This is a genomic window from Comamonas sp. B21-038 (genome assembly GCF_022387135.1).
Lineage (GTDB): Bacteria > Pseudomonadota > Gammaproteobacteria > Burkholderiales > Burkholderiaceae_C > Comamonas > Comamonas sediminis.
Window position 1 is genome coordinate 600,010 of sequence record NZ_CP092462.1, and the last position, 22,354, is coordinate 622,363.

The 22,354-nt window shown below is 63.4% G+C and carries 21 protein-coding genes; 10 read left to right on the forward strand and 11 right to left on the reverse strand.

Annotation, left to right across the window (positions count from 1 at the left end; all coding sequences use genetic code 11):
• Nucleotides 1-68: 68 nt before the first annotated feature.
• From MJ205_RS02740 to MJ205_RS02755, 4 genes are all read right to left on the reverse strand, one after another.
• Nucleotides 69-2,321: a RelA/SpoT family protein gene (locus MJ205_RS02740; RefSeq protein ID WP_394680123.1), complete on the reverse strand. Its 2,253-nt coding sequence runs from the start codon at nt 2,319-2,321 to the stop codon at nt 69-71.
• A 91-nt stretch (nt 2,322-2,412) separates the two neighbouring features.
• Nucleotides 2,413-2,616 carry a DNA-directed RNA polymerase subunit omega gene (gene rpoZ / locus MJ205_RS02745; RefSeq protein WP_239811075.1) on the reverse strand — a complete coding sequence of 68 codons (204 nt, stop codon included), beginning with the start codon at nt 2,614-2,616 and terminating at the stop codon, nt 2,413-2,415.
• Nucleotides 2,616-3,254, reverse strand: a complete 639-nt coding sequence (gene gmk, locus MJ205_RS02750; protein ID WP_239811076.1) for a guanylate kinase — start codon at nt 3,252-3,254, stop codon at nt 2,616-2,618. Before gmk ends, rpoZ begins: the two co-directional genes overlap by 1 nt.
• A gap of 15 nt (nt 3,255-3,269) precedes the next feature.
• A complete protein-coding gene (locus MJ205_RS02755) occupies nt 3,270-4,181 on the reverse strand; it encodes a YicC/YloC family endoribonuclease (protein ID WP_239811077.1) in 912 nt (303 codons plus the stop codon).
• 72 nt (nt 4,182-4,253) lie between these two features.
• On the opposite strand from MJ205_RS02755, the gene MJ205_RS02760 reads away from it, so the two are divergent.
• The 5 genes from MJ205_RS02760 (at nt 4,254) to MJ205_RS02780 (ending at nt 9,538) form a co-directional block, all read left to right on the forward strand.
• A complete protein-coding gene (locus tag MJ205_RS02760; protein WP_239811078.1) occupies nt 4,254-5,246 on the forward strand; it encodes a serine/threonine protein kinase in 993 nt (330 codons plus the stop codon).
• Nucleotides 5,243-6,082 carry a PP2C family protein-serine/threonine phosphatase gene (locus MJ205_RS02765; RefSeq protein WP_239811079.1) on the forward strand — a complete coding sequence of 280 codons (840 nt, stop codon included), beginning with the start codon at nt 5,243-5,245 and terminating at the stop codon, nt 6,080-6,082. Before MJ205_RS02760 ends, MJ205_RS02765 begins: the two co-directional genes overlap by 4 nt.
• 145 nt (nt 6,083-6,227) lie before the next feature.
• Entirely contained in the window at nt 6,228-6,863 is a 636-nt protein-coding gene (locus MJ205_RS02770) for a non-canonical purine NTP pyrophosphatase (protein ID WP_239811080.1), read from the forward strand.
• A gap of 1 nt (nt 6,864) precedes the next feature.
• Nucleotides 6,865-8,106 carry a radical SAM family heme chaperone HemW gene (hemW, locus tag MJ205_RS02775; RefSeq protein WP_239811081.1) on the forward strand — a complete coding sequence of 414 codons (1,242 nt, stop codon included), beginning with the start codon at nt 6,865-6,867 and terminating at the stop codon, nt 8,104-8,106.
• A 289-nt stretch (nt 8,107-8,395) separates the two neighbouring features.
• The gene (locus MJ205_RS02780) at nt 8,396-9,538 is read left to right on the forward strand and encodes an MFS transporter (protein ID WP_409411491.1); all 1,143 of its coding nucleotides are present in this window, start codon (nt 8,396-8,398) and stop codon (nt 9,536-9,538) included.
• Nucleotides 9,539-9,562: 24 nt separating this feature from the next.
• On the opposite strand, the gene MJ205_RS23725 is transcribed toward MJ205_RS02780, so the two are convergent.
• From MJ205_RS23725 to MJ205_RS02820, 7 genes are all read right to left on the reverse strand, one after another.
• Nucleotides 9,563-11,920: a CHASE2 domain-containing protein gene (locus MJ205_RS23725; protein ID WP_305852714.1), complete on the reverse strand. Its 2,358-nt coding sequence runs from the start codon at nt 11,918-11,920 to the stop codon at nt 9,563-9,565.
• 60 nt (nt 11,921-11,980) lie between these two features.
• Nucleotides 11,981-13,699, reverse strand: coding sequence for a FecR domain-containing protein (locus tag MJ205_RS02795; protein ID WP_239811083.1), 1,719 nt, complete (start codon nt 13,697-13,699; stop codon nt 11,981-11,983).
• A 120-nt stretch (nt 13,700-13,819) separates the two neighbouring features.
• Nucleotides 13,820-14,527: a response regulator transcription factor gene (locus tag MJ205_RS02800; protein ID WP_239811084.1), complete on the reverse strand. Its 708-nt coding sequence runs from the start codon at nt 14,525-14,527 to the stop codon at nt 13,820-13,822.
• 157 nt (nt 14,528-14,684) lie between these two features.
• The gene (locus MJ205_RS02805) at nt 14,685-15,977 is read right to left on the reverse strand and encodes a tryptophan--tRNA ligase (protein WP_239811085.1); all 1,293 of its coding nucleotides are present in this window, start codon (nt 15,975-15,977) and stop codon (nt 14,685-14,687) included.
• A gap of 48 nt (nt 15,978-16,025) precedes the next feature.
• Complete coding sequence (locus MJ205_RS02810) at nt 16,026-16,679, reverse strand: site-2 protease family protein (RefSeq protein ID WP_239811086.1); 654 nt, start codon at nt 16,677-16,679, stop codon at nt 16,026-16,028.
• Between the two features lie 178 nt (nt 16,680-16,857).
• Complete coding sequence (locus MJ205_RS02815) at nt 16,858-17,493, reverse strand: L-threonylcarbamoyladenylate synthase (protein WP_239811087.1); 636 nt, start codon at nt 17,491-17,493, stop codon at nt 16,858-16,860.
• A gap of 51 nt (nt 17,494-17,544) precedes the next feature.
• Nucleotides 17,545-18,432, reverse strand: a complete 888-nt coding sequence (locus tag MJ205_RS02820; protein WP_239811088.1) for a 3',5'-nucleoside bisphosphate phosphatase — start codon at nt 18,430-18,432, stop codon at nt 17,545-17,547.
• A 313-nt stretch (nt 18,433-18,745) separates the two neighbouring features.
• Here MJ205_RS02820 and MJ205_RS02825 point away from each other — a divergent pair, with 313 nt between their 5' ends.
• From MJ205_RS02825 to MJ205_RS02845, 5 genes are all read left to right on the forward strand, one after another.
• Complete coding sequence (locus MJ205_RS02825; RefSeq protein ID WP_239811089.1) at nt 18,746-19,585, forward strand: transporter substrate-binding domain-containing protein; 840 nt, start codon at nt 18,746-18,748, stop codon at nt 19,583-19,585.
• Nucleotides 19,586-19,698: 113 nt separating this feature from the next.
• Nucleotides 19,699-20,367, forward strand: a complete 669-nt coding sequence (locus tag MJ205_RS02830; RefSeq protein WP_230772003.1) for an amino acid ABC transporter permease — start codon at nt 19,699-19,701, stop codon at nt 20,365-20,367.
• Nucleotide 20,368: 1 nt separating this feature from the next.
• On the forward strand, nt 20,369-21,142 hold the full coding sequence (locus MJ205_RS02835; RefSeq protein ID WP_239811090.1) for an amino acid ABC transporter ATP-binding protein: 774 nt from the start codon (nt 20,369-20,371) through the stop codon (nt 21,140-21,142).
• An 18-nt stretch (nt 21,143-21,160) separates the two neighbouring features.
• The gene (locus MJ205_RS02840; RefSeq protein ID WP_021026316.1) at nt 21,161-21,631 is read left to right on the forward strand and encodes an Lrp/AsnC family transcriptional regulator; all 471 of its coding nucleotides are present in this window, start codon (nt 21,161-21,163) and stop codon (nt 21,629-21,631) included.
• Nucleotides 21,632-21,640: 9 nt separating this feature from the next.
• Complete coding sequence (locus MJ205_RS02845; protein ID WP_239811091.1) at nt 21,641-22,339, forward strand: aspartate/glutamate racemase family protein; 699 nt, start codon at nt 21,641-21,643, stop codon at nt 22,337-22,339.
• The last annotated feature ends 15 nt before the right edge of the window (nt 22,340-22,354 follow it).

A 22,354-nucleotide genomic window follows, 5' to 3' on the forward strand; every position in this document is an offset into this window, starting at 1 on the left:
CAAAACTACAGCGCGCCATCAAGGCGCGCTGTTGTGGCGAGAGCGTCCCGAACGTTGTCGGGCCTCCATCAGGCGGCCGGCAGCACCCGGTGTGCCCGCAGCACATACGGCAGCTTGACCAGCTGGCGCAGCAGCAGCTCCACCTGCGCGCGGTCCCTGACGGTCAGCACAAAGCGCAGCGCCATCGTGTCCATCGCCACTTCGTCGTCCATCGTGATGTGGGTGATGTCCGAGCCCATCGCCGCGATCTCTGCCGCAATCTTGCCCAGCACCCCCTTGCCATTGTTGATCGTGACCACGACGCCGGTATCGAACTCGCTGGCCGGTTCATCGGCCCACTCTACATCGACAAAATGCTCGGCATCCTTGGCCAGCAGGCGCTTGCAGACGGCGCATTGCGCGTTGTGCACGACGAGGCCGGCATTGCGGTCGAGGTGGGCGGCAATCGGGTCTCCCGGCACCGGGCGGCAGCATTTGGCGTACTTGACCGCAGCATTGGGCGAGCCGTCTAGCACCAGAGCAGTGGTGGTCGTGCTGGTGCCGGTTTTGAAACGCTCCTGGCTCAGCAGCACCGCATCGGGGCGCTGGCCTTGCTCGGCCAGCAGGTCCACCACCTGCTTGGCGGCAAACACCGCGATGCGCTTGCCTTGGCCGATGTCATTGAACAACTCGACCTTGTTGCGTGCCTCCAGGCGCGTCAGCAGACGTTCCCAGACGGCCTTGTCCTCGGGAAGCTGGGGGATGCCTTCGGCGCGCAGCGCTTGCAGCAGCAGGCGCTCGCCCAGCGCAGCGGTTTCATTCTGGCCCTGGGTCTTGAGGTAATAGCGGATTTTGGATTTGGCCCGGCCGGTGCGCACGATGGACAGCCACGAAGGGTGGGGCGCTGCATCGGGCGAGGTCGATACCTCCACCACATCGCCGCTCTTGAGCACCGTGCTCAGTGGCACCTGTTCGTTGTTGATGCGTGCGCCCTGTGTGCGCTCGCCGACATTGCTGTGGATGGCATAGGCAAAGTCCAGCACGGTCGCGCCCCGGGGCAGGGTGAGCATCTGGTTCTTGGGCGTGAACACATAGACCGAGTCGGGGAACAGGTCCACCCGCACGTTGTCCCAGAACTCATGGGCATCGCGGGTCTCGTCCTGGATGTCGAGCAGCGATTGCACCCATTTGTTGCCCGGCTGCTCGCCATTGGGCATGGCCCGCGCCTGGATCATCCAGTGGGTGAGCACGCCGTATTCGTCGACCAGGTTCATGTCCTCGGTGCGGATCTGGAAATCCATGCTCACGCCCGAGGGGCCGACCAGGGTAGTGTGCAGCGACTGGTAGCCGTTCGATTTGGGGTTGGCGATGTAGTCGCGGAATTTGGAAGGCACCGGGCGGAAGACCTGGTGCAGCACGCCCAGCGCGGTATAGCAGTCGATGAGGTTGGGCACGATAACGCGCACCGCGTAGGAGTCGGTCACCTGTGCGAACGACAGGCGCTTGCCATCCATCTTCTTGTAGATGGCGTAAAGCGTTTTTTCCTGGTTGCCCAGGCGGATCTTGATGCCGGACTTGGCAAAGGCCGAATCGACCTCGGCATGGATCTTCTGGACCACATCCTTGCGCCGGTTGCGCGAGCGGCCCTGCGCCTTGACCAGGGTGTCATGGCGCCAGGGGTAGAGGTGCTTGAAGGCCAGGTCCTGCAGCTCGCGGTAGACCCGGTTGATGCCCAGGCGGTTGGCGATCGGTACATGGATTTCCATGGTCTCGGTCGAGATGCGGCCCCACTTGCTGCGCGGCATGTCGGACATCGTGCGCATGTTGTGCGTGCGGTCGGCGAGCTTGACGAGAATGACGCGCACATCGCGCGCCATCGCCAGCAGCATCTTGCGGAATGATTCGGCCTGGTTCTCTTCGCGCGAGTTGAACTGGAGCTTGTCCAGCTTGGTCAGGCCATCGACCAGCTCGGCCACCGTGTCGCCAAACTGGCGGGCAATGTCATCGCGGGTGACGCCGCAGTCTTCCATCGCGTCATGCATCAGCGCCGCCATCAGCGCCTGGGCGTCGAGCTTCCAGCTCGCGCAGATTTCCGCCACCGCAATCGGGTGGGTGATGTAGGGATCACCGCTGCTGCGGAACTGGCCGGTATGGGCCTGGGCGGCAAACTCGAATGCTTCCTCGACCAGGGCCAGGTCGGCCTCACCGAGGTAGTCGAGCTTCTCCAAAAATTCGGCGTAGGCACTCACCACGACCGGATACGACATGGCAGGCTTGGCTGCGGCGGTAGCGATGACGCCAGAGACTTGGGCAGGTGCGGAGGGGATGGTCACGGACTTCACGCCTTAACTGTAGCGTGCGATGACAAATTTGTGTGAATACCAAGAAAAATGGCACCGACATTCGGTGCCATTTGGCGCAAGGTGCAGGGGCTTAGCCCGGAACCTTCTTCAGCATTTCCAGGCCCACCTTGCCGGCGGCAATTTCGCGCAGCGCGGTGACGGCTGGCTTGTTCCGGCTTTCAATCTTGGGGGTGTGGCCCTGGCTCAGCATGCGCGCACGGTAGGTAGCGGCCAGAACCAGTTGGAAGCGGTTGGGGACTTTATCGAGGCAGTCTTCTACGGTGATGCGGGCCATCAGGAGTTCTCCAGGGTAACAGGGATGTCGAGTGACGAGAAAATTTCGCTGCGAACGCGCTTTTGGGCCGAATAGCGCAAGCGTTGTGAATGTACAACGGCCTTCAAATCGAACAGCGCGCGTTCGAACAATTCATTAATTATAACGAAGTCGAATTTGTGGACCTGGGCCATCTCCTCTTTGGCGTTCGTGAGGCGCTTTTCGATGACATCGGAGGCATCCTCGCCGCGGTTCTCGAGCCGCGAGCGCAGCTCTTCCCAGCTGGGCGGCAGGATGAAGATCAACACGGCATGGGGAAAGCTTTGCTTGATCTGCAAAGCGCCCTGGTAGTCGATCTCCAGCACGATATCGGTGCCCTTGGCCAGGCGCTCTTCGATCGCCTTCTTGGAGGTGCCGTACAAATTGCCATGCACATTGGCCCACTCGACAAACGCGTTGGAGGCAATCATCCGCTCGAAATCGTCGCGTGAGGCGAAGTAGTACTCGCGGCCGTGCTTTTCCTGGCCGCGCGGCGAGCGCGTGGTGTGGGAGATGGAGCGAAAGACCTGGGAGTCGAGCTCCAGCAGGGCCTTGACGAGGGACGACTTGCCTGCACCGCTGGGGGCAGAGACGACAAAGAGGTTTCCGGGGTATTCCATGGGAGTTCTGGCTTCTTATTCGATGTTTTGCACTTGTTCGCGCATCTGCTCGATCAGCACCTTCATGTCGACGCTGATGCGGGTCAGGTCCAGCGCTGCAGATTTGGAGCCCAAGGTGTTGGCCTCGCGGTGCAGCTCCTGGATCAGGAAGTCGAGGCGCTTGCCGATATCACCACCCTTGGTCAGCAGACGGCTGATCTCTTCCAGGTGCGAGCGCAGGCGTGTCACTTCTTCTGCGACATCGATGCGGATCGCAAAAGACGTGGCCTCGGTCAGCGCACGATCCTGGGCCGCTTCGGGTGAGACGCTGCCGGCGCTCAGCGCCATCGCTTCTTGCCAGCGCTCCAAAAAGCGCTGCTTTTGCTGCTTGACCAGTTCGGGAATCAGCGGCTCGGCCTGGTCGGCCAGCTGGCGCAGCTGCTTGATGCGGTCTTGGAGCATGTCGGCGAGCCGCTTGCCTTCGCGCTGGCGGGCGTCGAGCAGGGTCTTGAGGGCTTGCTGGCACAGCGCGGCCACGTTCTCAGCCCAGTTCTCGGGCAACTCGATGCTGCCGCTGCCGCTCAGGCGTAGCACTTCTGCGACAGAGAAGGGCTGGGCTGCCGGCATCCAGGCCTTGACGGTGTCCTGGAAGCTGCCCAGCTGCTGCAGCAGGCGGGGCGATGCGACCGGCACGCTGGACGCGTGTTCACTGTTGATCAGTACCCGCACTTCCACCTTGCCACGCTTCAGACTATTATCTACCAGAGAGCGTAACTGAGGTTCGCAGCTTCTGAGGTCTTCCGGAAGCTTAAAAGATAAATCGAGAAAACGGCTGTTAACCGAGCGAATTTCCAGTCCGACGCGCCAGAGGGAGGGAGCATTGTTGTCACCGTCAGGTGGGATGCTTTGCTGGACAGAGGCATAGCCTGTCATGCTGTAAACTGGCATAGGACTGTATGAGGTTGCTTGCAATCGCGCTCATTATCAGGCTTCTCATATACCTGCGTTGTTCATCAAACTATGTCAAAAGTAAAGCCAGCGCCGCTGCCAGCCAATACCGTCATCGGTGGCTACCGTATCGTGCGGCGCATATCGGCAGGGGGGTTCGGGGTGGTCTATCTGGCGCTGGCGCCCGATGGCCAGCAGGTCGCCATCAAGGAGTATTTGCCGTCCAGCCTGGCCACCCGTGCGCCGGGTTCGCTGTCTCCGAGCATCGAGCCCGACAAGCTGTCTCTGTACCGATTGGGTCTCAAGAGTTTCTTTGAAGAGGGCCGCGCGCTCGCCCAGATCTCGCACTCCTCGGTCGTCAGTGTCTACAACTTCTTCCGCGAGAACGACACCGTCTACATGGTGATGAACTACCTGCAAGGGGCCACCTTGCAGGATTTCGTCGTGACCGCCCGCGATCTGAAGGAAGCCAAGGTCTTCCGCGAGTCCACGATCCGCTCGCTGTTCGACGAGGTGCTGCGCGGTCTGCGCATCGTGCACCAGCACAAGATGCTGCACCTCGATATCAAACCGGCCAACATCTTCATCACCGACGACAACAAGGCGGTGATGATCGATTTTGGCGCGGCCCGCGAAGTGCTGAGCAAGGAAGGCAACTTTGTCCGTCCGATGTACACGCCCGGCTTTGCCGCCCCCGAGATGTACCGCCGTGACATGGCGCTGGGCCCCTGGACCGATATCTATGCGATTGGCGCCTGCATCTATGCCTGCATGCAGGGCATTCCGCCCAACGACGCACCCAAGCGCCAGGAAAAGGACCGCCTGAGCCTGGCCATGTCCAAGGTGCGCGGCGTTTACTCGGACAACCTGATCGAACTGGTGGAGTGGTGCATGGCACTGGATCCCCAGGCCCGGCCTCAGTCGGTGTTCCTGTTGCAAAAAGAGCTGGCGCGCGAAGATGAGCGCCGCTATACCAAACTGACTGTCTCCGAGAAGGTTCGTATGTCGATTGATTCGCTGGTCAGCGATACCAAAAAGCGCGTGGGCGGAGGCCAAACCAAATGAAGTTCTCGGTCTTCCAGCTCAGCCGCAAGGGCGGGCGGGAAAAAAACGAAGACAGGATGGGGTATAGCTATACCAAGGAAGCCTGTCTGTTTGTCGTGGCCGATGGCATGGGAGGGCATCCGGAAGGGGAAGTGGCCGCGCAACTGGCGTTGCAGACCGTGTCGCTCGATTTTCAGCGTCTGGCGCGCCCCAAGCTGGAGGACCCGGCCGAATTCCTCGAGAATGCACTGCTGTCGGCGCACCACAATATCCTGAAATACGCGATCGCCAACCAGATGGAAGACCCGCCCCGCACCACGTTGGTGGCCTCGGTGGTGCAGGATGGCAATATCTGGTGGGTGCATTGTGGCGACTCGCGCCTGTACCTGGTGCGCAGTGGCAAGGTGCTGGCGCGCACCCGTGACCATTCCTACATGGAGTTGCGTGGTTCCGGGGTGACCAGCATCAACCCCGACCGCTTCAACCGCAATGTGCTGTTCACCTGCCTGGGCAGCCCTTCGCGCCCGTTCTTTGATGTGGCCGGTCCCACCGAGATGCACCGCAGCGACCGCATCATGCTGTGCTCCGACGGGCTGTGGAGCAGCGTCTCCGAGACGGTAATTGCGCGTGAGCTGGCCAACAAGTCGGTCTCCCGCGCCATCCCCGACCTGATCGATGCGGCCTTGCGCAAGGCCGGTGCCACCAGCGACAACGTCACGGCAGTGGCGATGGAGTGGGAAATGCCCGGTGCCGAGCGCTTCGAGTCGGACGAGCCGGTGAGTGACACCTTGCCGCCACCGCTCGAGCCCGATGCCGGTGGCAAGGCCGAGCCTCGGCCGGATGCGCCCGCCGCATAAGCCCGGCATGCACTGCGTTTTGTCGCTCCGCCGATAATTCAGCCTGTCCTGCATGGCGGCGCAAGGCCGCCATGCCTGTTTTTACTTTTCTCCAAAAAGCAGCGGGCTGTGCAGGTGAGCCTGCCGCGGCCGCTGGTGTCGATCCATGAAAATCGTTCTCGCTTCCAACAACCCGGGCAAACTCGCCGAACTGCAGGCCATGTTCGAGCCGCTGGGCGTCACCCTGGTCCCCCAGGGCGATTTGATGCAGGGCGAAGCGCCCGAGCCTTATGGCACCTTTCTGGAAAATGCGTTGACCAAGGCCCGCTTTGCGTCCGAGCACACCGGCCTGCCCGCCATTGCCGATGATGCCGGTCTGTGCGTGGCGGCCTTCGGCGGTCTGCCGGGGGTGGATACCGCCTACTACTGCACCCAGTTCGGTTACGAGAAAAGCGATGCCAACAATGTGCGCGCGCTGCTGGAACAGATGCAGGGCGTGACCGACCGCCGTGCGGCCATGGTCAGCACCTTGGTGGCGGTGCGCCACCCCAAGGATCCGGAGCCGCTGGTCGCGGTGGGCCGGGTGGCTGCCGAGATCACCACCGCGCCGCTGGGCGAGGGCGGCTTCGGCTTCGACCCGGTGCTGCTGATCCCCGAGCTGGGCATGACCTTTGGGCAAATGGCCACCGAGGTCAAGCATGCGCACAGCCACCGTGGCCGCTCGTCGCGCCAGATGATGGCACTGCTGCGCGACAGCTGGTTGGCCGGCACGCCGCTGGTGGCGGCGGCGCCCAAGGACTGAGATGGCGGTGCATATTCCGCTGCAATCGGCGCAAGCGCCAGAGCAGGTGGTGCAGCGCGATATCCAGCACTACATGCGCCCGGGCACCTTGCAGCTGCCCAGCCTGCCGCCGCTGTCGCTGTATGTGCATCTGCCCTGGTGCATCAAGAAATGCCCGTACTGCGATTTCAATTCGCATGAGGCGCGCGACGGCCGCCATGCGGTGCCCGAAGAGCGCTACATCGATGCGCTGATTGCCGACCTGGAGCAGGCCTTGCCGCTCATCTGGGGGCGCAGCATCCACAGCATTTTTCTGGGGGGCGGCACACCCAGCCTGTTTTCGCCGGAATCGATTGACCGGCTGATCTCGGCCATCCGTGCGCGTCTGCGTGTGGAGGCCGGTTGCGAGATCACGATGGAGGCCAACCCCGGCACCTTCGAGAAGGACCGCTTTCGGGCGTTTCGCGGTGCGGGCATCACCCGTCTGTCGATTGGCGTGCAGAGCTTTGACGACCGCTTTCTGGAAGCCATCGGCCGCGTGCACAACGGCGCGCAGGCAATGGCTGCGGTTGAAGAGGCCGCCAGCAGCTTCGAGACCTTCAACCTGGACATCATGTATGCGCTGCCGGGCCAGACTGCCCAGGACCTGGCGCGGGACCTGGATACGGCGCTGGGCTTTGCGCCGCCGCACATCTCGATCTACCACCTGACCATCGAGCCCAACACCTTTTTTGCCAAGTACCCGCCGGCCGTTCCGGAGGACGATGTGGCCTATGCGATGCTGGACCAGATCACGGCGCGCACCGCGCAGGCCGGCATGCAGCGCTACGAGGTGTCGGCCTATGCCAAGCCGGGCCATGCCTGCGTGCACAACAGCAACTACTGGCTGTTTGGGGATTACCTGGGCATCGGGGCGGGCGCCCACAGCAAGCTGAGCTTTGCCCACCGCGTGGTGCGCCAGGTGCGGCTGCGTGATCCGGCCCGCTATATGGCCCAGGCGCTGCAGGGGAATGCGCTGGCGCAGGACGACGAGGTCAAGCGCGCCGATCTGCCGTTCGAGTTCATGCTCAATGCGCTGCGCCTGCGCGAGGGCTTTGCACTGCAGGATTACCTGGACCGCACGGGCCTGCCGCTCAGCGCCATCGCCAAGGCCTTGCACGAGGCCGAGGCCAAGGGCCTGATCAAGCTGGATTTCCAGAAAGTCACCCCCACAGAGCGTGGATTCGACTTTCTGAGCGATCTGCAGGAGCTGTTCCTGGCCTGAAGGTGGGGCGCCCAATGCCCCATTTTTTACCGACTAGTCAATATGTGGACTGCGCAGGCTCTACGCAGAGCGTATAGATATCGCGCACAATAGCGCCCGCTGCTGAGCAACCATGCCGCCATCCGTGCGGCATTTTTGTGCGCGCAGCGGTCATAAAACCTACTACAAAGCGCATTTCATGTCTTCATCCGCTGCCGGGTCTGCCGCTACAGGCACTGCCTCCTCCTCTTCCGATACCGTCAACCGCTATGGCTGGAAGGCCTTGGCTGGTTCGGCCGTGGGCTACGCCATGGACGGTTTTGACCTGCTGATCCTGGGCTTCATGCTCAGCGCCATCCGTGAGGATCTGGGGCTGACGACGGCGCAGGCCGGATCGCTGGTCACCTGGACCTTGATCGGCGCTGTCGTGGGCGGCATCGTGTTTGGCATGCTCAGCGACCGCTATGGCCGCATCCGCGTGCTGACCTGGACCATCGTGCTGTTTGCCGTGTTTACCGGGCTGTGTGCGTTTGCGCAGGGTTACTGGGACCTGCTGGTCTACCGCACCATCGCCGGTATCGGCCTGGGGGGCGAGTTCGGCATTGGCATGGCGCTGGCAGCGGAGGCCTGGCCGGCGCGCTACCGGGCGCGTGTCTCGTCCTATGTGGCGCTGGGCTGGCAGGTGGGGGTATTGGGCGCCGCCTTGCTGACGCCATTGCTGCTGCCGTATATCGGCTGGCGCGGCATGTTCCTGGTGGGCGTGATCCCGGCCTTTGTGGCCTGGTTCATCCGCAACCGTCTGCATGAGCCCGAGGTGTTTGTGCGCAGCCAGGAGAAAAAGCAGTCCGTGCTGCAGTGCTTCAAGCTGCTGGTCAAGGACCGCGCCACCACCCGCATCAGCGTCGGCATTGCCGTGCTCACCTCGGTGCAGAACTTTGGCTACTACGGCATCATGATCTGGATGCCCGCCTTCCTGGCCAACAAGCTGGGCTTCAACCTGACCAAGTCCGCGCTGTGGACCGCCGTCACCATCCTGGGCATGATGGCCGGCATCTGGATCTTTGGCCAACTGGCCGACCGCATCGGCCGCAAGCCGAGCTTTCTGCTGTTCCAGGCGGGGGCGGCGCTGATGGTGCTGTTCTACTCGCAGCTCAACGACCCCATCACCATGCTCTGGGCCGGTGCGGTGATGGGCATGTTCGTCAACGGCATGATGGGCGGCTTTGGCGCGTTGATGAGCGAGGCCTACCCGACCGAGGCCCGGGCCACCGCCCAGAATGTGCTGTTCAACATTGGCCGCGCCGTCGGCGGCGCAGGTCCGGTGGTGATCGGCGCCATTGCGGCCCAGTATTCGTTCCAGATGGCCATTGGCCTGCTGGCTGCCATCTATGTGCTCGATGCGCTGGCGACGGTGTGGCTGATCCCGGAACTCCGGGGCAAAGAACTGCACTGAGCCCAGGCCCCAGGACCCAAGCGGCTAGGACTGCGGCTGCTGCACGCCTGGGTAGGTGGCCGGCGCCTTCGGAATGTGCAGGCTGAAGCAGGAGCCCTCGTTGACCCCGCTGGTGACGCTGACAAAACCCTGGTGGCGCAGCACCACCGTCTGCACAAAGCTCAGGCCCAGGCCGATGCCCGAGATTTGCGGCTGGCTGTTCTGGTGGAAGCGCTGGAACGGCTGAAAGAGCTTGTCCAGCTGCTCCTGCGTCATGCCAAAGCCCTGGTCGCGCACTTCCACCTGCCAGTACTCGCCATCATCGGCAATGCTGGCCTCCACCACCGTGCCGCTGGGGCTGTACTTGATCGCGTTGCCCAGCAGGTTGACAAAGCAGCGCTGCAGCAAGGACCGGTCTCCGACGCAGACGATGTCGGTCTCGGCGGCCTCCAGCGCTCCGGGCAGGTAGCGTGCCTGGATTTTCTTCTCCGAGGCCTTGGCCCAGCAGTCGTCAACGGCTTCCTGCAGCAATACATCGAGGTTGAGCAGCTGCGGCTGCATGGCCTGCGACTGGGCCGAGGCGAGCTGGACAAAGCTCTCTGCCATCTCCAGCGACTGGTGCGCCAGGCGGTTGATCTTGCGGTGCAGCTCGGCCTCGCTCATCTGGCCGGGGAATTCCTTGTACATCTCCAGCAAGGTGATGATCGAGGACTGGGGTGAGCGGAAATCATGCGAGATGAAACGCAGCGCCTGGTCGCGCTGCTGCTGCGCCTTGTGCAGCTCGGTCAGGTCCACCAGCATCAACAGCCAGCCCGCAGGCGCCGGTGCACGAAAGGCCTCGGCCAGCAGCAGCCAGGGGTGGTCCTCGCGGTCGAGCACCTCGCACTCAGGCGGTAGGGCGCGCAACTGCTCGGCGCTGGCAAACGACAGCACCTGGCCCGAGTCCTTGGTGCGCATGCCTTGCAGCGCCGACTGGATCGCGATCAACCCCTGGCTGGGCACGCCCAGGTTCTGCAGGTAGCGCACGGCGGCGGCATTGTGCAGGCTGACCATGCCCAACGGATCGACCACAAAGGTGGGCGAGGGGATCTGGCGCAGCGTATCGCGCACAAAGCCGTGCATCTGGCGCAGGGTGTCGGTGGCGGTCTCCACCGCCTTGATGCGCCGCTCCAGAAAGTCGTCCATCAGCAGGCCATTGCGCTGCGGGGCGCTGGTGGTGTCCAGCGCAGCGCGCAGGTTGTGCATCTCCTGCTGCAGGAAACGCGCGGCCGCGCTGAGGCGCCGCCAGCTCCAGATCGGGTAGATGACCAGCAGGCCCACCAGTGCCGCCCCGGGCGCCAGCTGCAAGCCGGCCCAGCTGCGCAGTGCCAGGCACAGCGCCAGCAGGCCCGCAGCCACGGTCATCTGCGCCAGCAGGCCGGCCATCGGCCCCAGCAGTGCAATGGCCAGCAGCGCCAGCACAATCGCGGCCAGGTTGACGGCCATATTGCTCTGCAGCGATACGGCATGCACATGCTGGTTGGACAGCTGGGAGTCGAGTGCATGGGCGATCAGCTCCACGCCCGCGATATGCCGCGATGCGGGCCGCGCGGGGCTGGCAAAGTAATCGCCCAGGCCCGAGGCGGTGGCGCCCAGCAGCACATACTTGCCGCGAAAGCTGTCGGCGGGTATGCGTCCCGTCAGCACATCTTCGGCCGAGTACATGGTGTAGGGCCGGTCTCCTCGGGCAAAGTTGAAGATCTCGGGCGAGCGCTGCACCCACTGCTCTCCGGGCTCGGGGGGGCGCGTGCCCTGGCACAGCGCATGGCTCTGGCCGCTGGCACACAGCATGGCAATGCTGAAATGGGGCCAGGGCCCGGTGTCCTCGCCTTGCGCGCCGGAGTAGCGGCGTATCACTCCGTCGTCATCGACGGTGACGTTCACATGCCCGAGCTGGCGCGCCGCCTCGCGCAGGCGGGCGAGCGGCAGTTCGGCGCCGATGTCCACATTGGCCATGCGCCAGTCCACCGGCAGCACGACATGGCCTGCCTGGGCAATCGCCTGCGCCAGCTGGACATCGTCCTCAGGGTGCTGCAGGTCGGGTTCGCTGAACAGCACGTCCACGCCCAGGGCCTTGGGGTGCTGGGCGGCGATGCGATCTATCAGCTGCGCATGCACGGAGCGGCGCCACGGCCAGCGGCCCACGCTTTGCAGGCTCGCATCGTCAATCGCAACGATGACGATGTCATCGCGGGGCACCGGCGCGCTGAGCCAGCCGGTGATGTCCTGCACAAAGGTATTGATGACACGGGGCTGCTCGCGCAGGCTGGCCCAGGCCACCAGGCCCAGCAGCAGCGCAGACAGCGTCAGCCACTCCAGCCAGCGCAGCTGGGTTCGGCTCAATGAGAAAGAGGGTACGGCCATGGGCGGTTCAGTGAACGCGGACAGCGCACCGTCAGGGGCGCTGTCCAGGTCGGCGTACCCTTAGCGCGGGCTGAGAACAGCTTTGCCTTCACCGGTTCTGAGGACGGTACCCGCGCCGGTGACGACCGAGGGCTCGACAGTGAGCTTGCGCGGATCGGAGTAGCGGCTCTTGAGGCCCGAAGGGTCCAGCACCTGGATGCGCACATAGTAGTCGCCCGCGACCAGGGGGTCCGATGTCCACTGCGGCTGGTCAAGCTGCGTGCTGACCAGCGGACTGGCAAAGGATTCGTCTTTGGCCAGCTGCAGGTTGAAACGCTGGTTGGGCTCGGCCGGCCAGGACAGCTGCAGCAGGTTGGGGGCGCTGGGCTCTGCCGCATTCAGCGCATCGGCGCCCAGTGCCGCCGGGTTGCTGCCGGTCTTGAAAGCCTGTGGCTGCGCAAACGGGCCTTGGTCCAGGCTGCCGTCCGCCAGCCGGCGCACGCTGGCCGCACGCCAGAAATAGTGGCCCTCGCCCAAGCCGGTCACGCTGGCCTGGCAGTTGTCCACCACGCCGGAGTCCTGCAAGGGTTGCGAGAAATCCCGGCTGGCAGAGACCTGGATGCGGTAGCCCGCAATGCCCGAGCCGCCCTCGGTGCAGAGCAGCTCGCCATCGGACAAGCCGATCAAGCCATCCGGGGCAGGGCTGGAATAGAGCGGCGGGATGGGAGTCGCCTTGACCTTGATGGTCTGCACCGCCGGCTTGCCTGGTATGTCCTGCGCGTCGAGGGCGCGTGCACTCAGGTAGTAGGTGCCGTCCGGTACGGCCTCGAATCGGAAGCTGGGGCTGGCATGGCTTTGGCGCAGGATCACGCGGGACAGATCCGCGTCGAGTGCCAGCAGCACGGCATACTGCCGAGCGCCCGGCACCTCGCCCACTTGCAGTGTTAGAAAATTGGCGTCTTCAAAAACGGCGGGGTTGCGCTCCAGGCTGGGTGCCTCCAGCAGGGCCACCGGCGTGCCCACCTGGCCGCTTGCCTGCACTGCCACACCCGATCCCGCCGGTACCAGGGCCTGCTGCGCCGGCTGGCGCTTTGCCGTGTAACCTTGCACCTGCACCACGCCCTTGTCGACGGCGGTGATGGCCTTGCCGGAATCCGTCACGCTGACCGAGAACACCGTGCCGCGCACGCTGGTGGTGGCCATCGGCGTCTTGATCTCGAACTTGCGCTTGCGGCGCTGGTCCACCACGGGCGTCACATGGGATTCCAGACCGCCCTGGCTCAGATCGAGCACCGACTGCTGCTCGTCGGTGCGGCTGTTCTTGCGCAGCTCGCTGAGCTTGAGCTGCGAGTTCTCATTGATGCGCACCGAGCTGCCATCGGCAAAGCGCAGGCTCACATAGCTGCCCGCAGGCACCTGCAGCTCATCGCCCTCGGTCAGGATCGTGCCCGACGCTGCGCTCTGCCAGTCGCTGCCGGACTGCGGCGAGCGCATGCGTGCAACGCCCTTGACATGGGTGATCGTCACTTCCTGGTAGCCCACCATGTGGGCAGGAATGACGATGACCGAGCCCACCCGCAGCCGCAATGGATCCTTGACGCCATTGAGCGTGCCGACGGCGCGCCACTGCTGCGGGTCCTTCAGATAGCGCTGGGCCACGCCTTCAAGCGTGTCGCCGCTGACGACCGTATGGCGGATATCGGGCAACTGGTCTGCCGACGCCGCCAGCGCGAGACCAGGGGCGGCCACGCCAATGGCCAGCCAGATGGCAGTAGACAATGGCAGACGGGAACGAAACAAGATGGCTCTCCTTCAAGCCCGGCGGCCAGGCCGGGCAGGTGGTCGGGATGCATCAGCGTAAATACGGCCAACACGTGTGGCGTGTTGGCCGTATGACGCGCTGCATTTCCCTGCAGACATTCAGTCGGGCTGCGTCTCGGACAGCGGTTTGACGGCCTCAAACCGATAGCCCACTCCATACACAGCGGTGATGATGAACCCGTTCTCCGGACGCAGATCCAGCAAGGTGCGCAGCCGCGATACATGGGTATCGAGCGAGCGCGAGATGACATCGGAGTTCTGGCCCCAGATGATTTCGCGCAAATGGTCACGCGACAGCAGGCGCCCCATGTTCTGAAACAGGAACAGCGCCAGATCGTACTCGCGGTTCTTCAACTCCACCAGCTTGCCGTCAACTTCCAAGGCCCGCGAATCGGACAGGAACTTGTAGCGGCCAAACTCCAGCGTACCCTTGGTGGCCGCAGGGTAGGCGCGGCGCAGCAGCGCACGCACACGCGCGACCAGCTCGGCCACCCGCAGCGGTTTGATCATGAAATCGTCCGCTCCGGCCTCCAGTCCCTCGACGATGTCCGCCTCACCATGGCGGCTGGTGATGAAGAGCACCGGCAACTCCTGGTTGACGTTCTCCCGTATCCAGCGCACGACCTGCGGTCCCGTGGTGTCCGGCAATTGCCAGTCCAGGATCAGCAGATCATAGGTTTCGCGGCGCATGTCCTTGATCAGCGAGGCGCCAGAGGAATGGGTCGTACAGGCGTGGCCCTCCGCCTCCATGGTCTTGGAGAGCATATCCAACACCACCAGATCATCATCCAGTGCCACAATTCTCATAACAGCTCACTCCCACAAAGCTCAATAGCTTGCTTTTATTCGATGGCTCAATAATAAAAGCAAATTGAATCACTCGCTCCACACTGCGTTAAACGGGTAAGTTGCCACGGCGGTGACAGCTTCAACAATTAGTTGCAAATGCAGTATAGGCAGTCTCTTAACTCTCGGCTATCTCTTTGAGCGCCAACTGCACATCCGACAGGGAGCAGCTGTCACCCAATTGCAGGTTGTCCATGGCCTCGGGGAGGCTCTGTGGCTGCGCCTGCAATTGTGCAATCATCGCGCCCGCGTCCCTGGGCGCATCGAATCCCAGGCTCTGCAGCAGCACGGCGCCATCGGCCCGCACCAACTTGAAGTAGAACTTGCCGTCCTTCTCGCGGTACTGCTTGAATGCAGCGCCGGCCTGCCGGGTTGCCGCCTTCGGCGTATCGGCATGGCTGGCCGCGGTCAGTGGCCGCAGGCCAACAGCGGCACGTAACTTATGTAGTAAAGGGCCTGAATATGTTCGTGCTTTTTCTGCACCTTGGCGCAAAATGGCCTCCACTTCCTGGGGGTGGGCCATCAGGTAGTTGTAGCGCTCACGCAACGGAGCGAGCTCACGGTCAATGCATTCGAACAGCAAGGCCTTCGCATCTCCCCAGGCAATGCCGTCTGCATAGGCCTGGCGCAAGGCCGCTGTTTCCTCGGGGGTGGCAAACGCCTGGTACATCTGAAACAGAGCCGAGCCTTCCACCTCCTTGGGCTCGCCGGGGGCGCGCGAGTCGGTCACGATGCTGCCGATCAACTTCTTGAGCTGGGCCTGCGTGGAGAACAGCGGAATCGTGTTGTCGTAGCTCTTGCTCATCTTGCGGCCATCGAGGCCGGCCAGGGTTGCCACATGGTCGTCCACTGCTGCCTCGGGCAGCACGAAATGCTCGCCATACAGGTGGTTGAAGCTCGAGGCCATGTCACGGGCCATCTCGATGTGCTGGATCTGGTCACGGCCCACTGGCACCTTGTTCGCGTTGAATACCAGAATGTCTGCGCCCATCAGCACCGGGTACATGAAAAGGCCTGCGGTGACGCCGTCATCGCCTTCCTTGCCGGATTCGGCATTCTTGTCCTGCGCGGCCTTGTAGGCATGGGCGCGGTTGAGCACGCCCTTGCCGGTCACGCAGGTCAGAAACCAGGTCAGCTCGGGAATCTCCGGGATATCCGACTGGCGGTAGAAGGTCACGTGCTCGGGGTTCAGGCCAGCGGCCAGCCAGCTCGCCGCGATCTCCAAGGTCGAGCGGTTGACGCGCTCGGGATCCTGGCACTTGATCAGCGCGTGGTAGTCGGCGAGGAAATAGAAGTTCTCGACATCGCCGGCACGGCTGGCGGCGATGGCCGGGCGCATCATGCCGGCGTAGTTGCCCAGGTGGGGCGTTCCAGAGGGGGTGATACCCGTGAGATAACGTGTCTTAGTCATAACGATCCATCAATATGCGTTGCGGCGCAGGGCGGGCGGTGCAGGCGGTCAGCTGAAGGGCATCAGCACCACGCTGACAACGGCGTAGCCCAGGCTCATCAGGGGGCGCATCCAGAAGGTGCTGACGACCCCTGCAATGACAAGGCCCATGACGATGAAAAATCCATAAGGTTCAATCTTGGAGACGGCCACCGCCTGCTTGTAGGGCAGCAGCCCCACCAGCACACGCCCGCCATCCAGCGGAGGCAGCGGAAACAGGTTGAAGGCCCACATCACCAGGTTCACCAGCACACCGGCCTGCGCCATCTTCAGGAAGAAGCGCTCATCGACGCCAGAGGCGACCAGAATGCCGTAGACCACAGCCCAGAGCAGGGCCTGCACAAAATTGGTCGCAGGGCCGGCCAGCGCCACCCAGATCATGTCGCGTTTGGGGTTGCGCAGGTTGCCAAAGGCCACGGGCACGGGTTTGGCGTAGCCAAACACAAAGGCGCCCGAGGTCATGAAATACAGCATCAGCGGCATCAGGATGGTGCCGATGGGGTCGATGTGCTTGAGCGGGTTCAGCGTCAGGCGGCCCAGCATGGCCGCCGTGTTGTCCCCGAAATGGCGCGCAGCATAGCCATGCGCTGCCTCGTGCACGGTAATGGAGAACAGCACCGGCAGTGCATAGATCAGAACGGTTTGTATCAGGTCAGCATTCACGGAGAAGGCGGGTCGTCAGTAAGGTGAGAAAGGGCGCGCCACAGCGCACCAGGCAGTGGCGAGCCTATCAGATTTGCCGGTGGCCTCTGCGCAGCGATGGCAATGGCCATGGCAAACGTTTGCGCAGGCCGCCTCAGCAGGGCCCGCCCCAGTGCGCCAGCCGTGCCTGGCGGCCCGCTTACAGACCCAGTTGCGCCAGTGGCCCGCGGCCTTCGCGCACCACCACGGGCGCACCCCCGGTGCCCATCGGCGTCAGGTCGACGATCGTCGTCGGCTCCAGCGGGCAGGGCCCCGCATTGACCACCAGTTCGATCTGCGATTCAAAGCGCTCGCGGATTTCTTCGGGGTCATTCAGCGGCTCGGTCTCGCCCGGCGGAATCAAGGTGGTGGACAGCAGCGGCTCCCCATGCAACTCCAGCAGCATCAACAGGCCCTTGTTGTCGGGCACGCGCAGACCAATGGTCTTGCGCGAAGGGTGGCTGATGCGGCGGGGCACCTCTTTGGTGGCGGCCAGAATAAAGGTGAACGGTCCGGGCGTGCCCAGCTTGAGCATGCGGAACTGGTGGTTGTCCACCATTGCATAGCTCGACAGCTGGGACAGATCGCAGCACAGCAACGTGAGCATGCGTTTGTCATCGATCTGGCGGATGCGGCGCAGCCGGTCCACCACTTGCTTGTTGTCCAGCGCGCAGACAAAGGCGTAGCTGGAGTCGGTGGGCACTGCCAGGATGCCGCCGTCCTTGAGCATGGCGGCGGCCTGCTTGAGCAGGCGGGGTTGGGGATTGTCGGGGTGAACCTCGAAATATTGGGCCATGGATGTGTTGGTGGTGCGCTGGTTATCGTGGGTGTGGCGGTTGGGGCTGGCTCAATGAACAGCGGTGTGCTGCGGCGCACCCGGGTGCAGGATGCGCCCCTTCAGCGCCTGCCACACGGGTGGGACGCCGCTGGGCAGCGAGGGCAGGGCACCAAAATCGGTACCCGATTCGCCCGGGCTGTGGAAATCGCAGCCCCGTGAGGCATACAGGCCAAAGCTGTTGGCCAGGTCTGCGTAGATGGCGTATTCGTGCGGAAAGTGGCTGCCGGTGACCACTTCCACCCCTTGGCCGCCATAGTCCTTGAACGAGGAGAACAGCGCATGCTCTTCCCCGCCATTGAGGTGGTAGCGCGCAGGGTGGGCGATGACGGCCAGCCCGCCCGCTTGCACGATCCACTGCACGGCATCCTGCAGCCGCGCCCAGCGGTGGGGCACAAAGCCGGGCTTGCCCTCGACCAGGTAATGGCGGAACACCTCCGCCGGATCGCGGCAGACCCGGGTTTCGACCAGAAAGCGGGCAAAATGCGTGCGCGAGATCAAATCCGGGTTGCCCACATAGCGCAGCGCACCTTCATAGGCGCCGCCGATACCGACCTTCTCCAGGCCGGCGGCCATCTCGCGAGCGCGCTGCTCGCGGCCGCCCCGCGTGCGCGCCAGACCTTCGCGCAGGCCGGCGTGGTGCCAGTCAAAACCCAGGCCGACGATATGCACGGTGGTTTCGCCAAAGCTCACTGACACCTCCACACCGCTCAGAAATGCCAGGCCCTGCTGCGCGGCCGCAGCACTCGCCCGGTCCAGACCGCTGACTTCGTCATGGTCGGTCAGCGCCCACAGCTGCACCCCCCGCTCGCGGGCACGCTGGGCCAGCGCTTCCGGGCTCAGGGTGCCATCGGAAAACGTGGAGTGGCAGTGCAGATCGGCGTTCAGCATGTCTGGCATGAATTTGGCTAGTGGTAAGGGGGGGCAGGCAATTCACAGCGCAGCAGCGCGGCAATACCTGCTTTCATTGTAGGCCGCGTGGTGTGCGCAGCGTGTCAGACCCGGCGCAGCATCCGGGCTATCCCGCCGCTGCCGGGCGTACTGTCTCTGAAATGTCAGTATTAACCCTTAAATTGTCATTGTTTCGCCGATTTGACGAAAATAACAGTGCATCTCGACGTTTTGCGTTTTTTACTAGGGTTTTTAACAGGAATACACTGTCGGTTTTTCACGGTCGCGCAGCCCGGCTTCGCTGCGTCTAGAGGATACGTAGATGTTTTCTGTCAAAAAGTTGATGGGTGCAGCCGCCTTGGTGGTCGCAGGGGTATCGGTGACCGGTGCGGCACTGGCGCAAGGCGCTGAGTCGACGATGGACCGCGTCAAGCGCACCAAGGAACTGCGCGTGGGCACCGTCGCCGGTGCCATTCCCTATTTCAACAAGGACCTGGTCACGCAGAAGTGGGAAGGCTTTGGCCCCGATTTTGGCGAGAGCCTCGCCAAGAAGCTCGGCGTGAACGTGAAATTCGTCGAGACCACCTGGGGCAATGCCGTGCTGGACCTGCAGGCCAACAAGATCGACCTGATGTTCGCGATGGCGCCCACCCCCCAGCGCATGGAAGTGGTGAACTTCTCCAAGCCCTTGCTCAACAACACCTTCACGGCCGTCTGCAAAAAAGGCCACGCGCCGGTGCAGACCTGGGAACAGCTGAATACGCCCAATGCCAAGGTGGTGGTCGATATCGGCTCCAACCAGGACCAGTTTGCCACCCGCGCACTGCCCAAGGCCAATATCTCGCGCCTGGAAAGCTCGGGCGCAGCCACGATGTCGGTGCAGACCGGCCGCTCCGACTGCCAGGTGCTGGTGGTGCTGCTGTCGCAGCCGCTGGTGGCCAAGCGCCCGGACGTGGGCACGGTCTATGTGCCGACCCCGGTCGAGACCGCGAACACCAATGTAGGTCTGCGCAAGGAGCCCAACAAGGACTTCGAGAACGCCGTCAATGCCTGGCTGGATGAGGCCCGCGCCAAGGGCGAGATCCAGTCCGTGGTGCTCAAGAACATGGAAAAGCTCGCCGGCGTAAAGGCCGATTCCTTCCCCAAGGAAGTCAAGTTCTGATGGTGGGTCCACATGGGCGCCTGGATCGTAAACACGCTCTTATCCCATGTGAAACACCCCGGATGCAGCCGCGTGCTGCCTCCGGGGTGTATGCGTTAAAGGTAGATTGATTTATGTACGAGTGGGACTTTAGCTTCCTGTGGAAGTACCGCATGCTGCTGGTCGGCGGTGTGGGCTACACATTGCTGTTCACGGTGATCTGTATCCTGGGCGGCCTCGCGGTCGGCCTGGTCGCGGGCCTGGGACGCCTGTCCAGCAACAAGATCGTGACCGCGCCGCTGCGCGCCTTTGTCGAGGTCTTCCGCTGCACACCGGTGCTGGTGCAGCTGGTGTGGTTCTACTACGCGCTGCCGGTGCTCACCGGCATCGAGATGAGCGCACCTGTCGCGGCGGCGCTGTGCCTGTCCTTGTACGGCGGTGCCTTCTATTCGGAAATCATCCGGGGCGGCATCATCTCCACCGATATCGGCCAGACCGAAGCGGGCCAGGCCATTGGCATGACGCGCGGGCAGGTGATGCGCCGCGTGATCCTGCCCCAGGCATTCCGCAAGATGATTCCGCCACTGGTCAACCAGTCGATCCTGCAGCTCAAGAACACCTCGTTGCTGATGGTGCTGGCCGTGCCCGATCTGCTCTACCAGGGCCAGGTCATCGCGCATGACACCTACCGCCCGCTGGAGGTCTACACCTTCATCGCCATCACCTATTTCGTGATTCTTTTCCCTGTGACCTTGTGGGCCAAGCGCCTGGAGCATGGCACATCGGCCACCAAGGAGGCCTGAGATGCAAGACCAACCGCTCATTTGTATTCGTGGCCTCAAGAAGTCCTTTGGCAAGCTCGATGTTCTGAAGGACATCTGCCTTGATGTGAACCGGGGCCAGGTGGTGGCGCTGATCGGGCCTTCGGGCTCGGGCAAGTCCACCCTGCTGCGCTGCATCAACCTGCTGACCGTGCCCGATGGTGGAGATATCCGCGTCGATGCGCAGTCGCTGGCCTTCAGCGGCAAGCAGACCCAGCTGCCCAAGGACAAGGTGCTGGCAGGCTTTCGCGCGCGCACCGGCATGGTGTTCCAGCATTTCAACCTGTTCCCGCACATGACGGTGCTGCAAAACGTCATGGAAGGCCCGATCACCGTGCTGCGCATTGGCAAGGCCGAGGCCGAGGCCCGCGCCACGGCCCTGCTGCAGAAGGTGGGCCTGGCCGAGCGTGCGCAGATGATGCCCGACCAGCTCTCGGGCGGCCAGAAGCAGCGCGTGGCCATCGCCCGCGCGCTGGCCATGCAGCCCAGTGTGATGCTGTTTGACGAGGCGACCTCTGCGCTGGACCCCGAGCTGGTCGGCGAGGTGCTGCAGGTCATCCAGTCGCTGGCGCGCGACGGCATGACGATGATCCTGGTGACCCACGAGATCGCCTTTGCCCGCGAGGTGGCCGACAAGGTCGTCTTCATGCGCGACGGCGTGGTGGTCGAGGAGGGCCCACCATCGCAGGTGATCGACAACCCGCAGCACGAGGCCACACGCAGCTTTCTGGGCCGCATCATCGGCCACGCCGTATAAACAGCAGGGAGGACAACCATGGATTTTCGACTCGACGATATTGACCGCAAGCTGCTGGCGCTGTTGCAGGCCGACGCCCGCGAGTCCACGGCCAAGCTGGCGCGCAAGCTCAACCTGGCGCGCACCACCGTCGTGGCCCGCATTGCGCGGCTGGAGAAGGAAGGCGTCATCGCCGGCTACGGTGTGCGCCTGGGCTCCAAGCTGGAGCAGTCGGCCGTGCGCGCCTACTGCGGTATCAGCGTGATGCCCAAGACTGCGCAGGCCGTGATGCAGGTGCTCGAAAGCATTCCCGAGGTCGAAGAGGTCTCGGCCGTCTCCGGCCAGCATGACTACATGATCTTTCTGCGCTGCGACTCCAACGAGAAGCTCGATGCCTTGCTGGACCGCATCGGCCTGATCGAAGGCATTCGCCAGACCTACACCTCGGTGGTGCTGAGCCGCAAGATCGACCGCCGTGGCGCGCTGCCTGCGCTGCCCTTGCTCGACTGAGTCTCTGCGATGCCGCCCAACGCTGCTGTTACTGCTGCCGATGCGTCCCCGCCGTTTATCGGCATCCTGATGCTGGACACCCAGTTTCCGCGCCCGCCCGGCGACATCGGCAATCTGCAGACCTGGGCAACGCTGGGCATCCCCGTGCGGATGCACAAGGTGCAAGGCGCGTCGCCGGCCAAGATCGTGCGCGAGGCCGATCCCCGTTTTGTGCAGCCCTTTGTGGATGCCGCTCGTGCGATGCAGGCGCAGGGCGCCGCGTTGATCACCACCAGCTGCGGCTTTCTGGCCGCCTACCAGGAGCTGCTGGCCAGCAGTGTTGATGTACCGGTGGTCAGCTCCAGCCTGCTGCAGTGCGCACAGTTGCCGCAGCCTGGCATCGTCACCATCGCCGCGGCCAGCCTGACGCCGCGCATTCTGGCCGCCGCCGGCGTGCCTGAAGGCACCCCCGTGCAAGGCGTGGCGCCGGACGGAGAATTTGCCACGCGCATCCTCGGCAATGAGCGGGAGATGGACATCGCCCAGGCCGAGCGCGATGTGGTCGCTGCCGCCGTTGCGCTGCGCCAGGCCCATCCGCAGCTGCAATCGATCGTGCTGGAGTGCACCAACATGCCCGTTTACCGCGATGCGGTGGCACGTGCGACGGGCCTGCCGGTGCACGATGTCGTGAGCCTGCTGGCGCAGCGCTGGGCCGCACTGCCAGCCTGATCCCCATCACGCCTG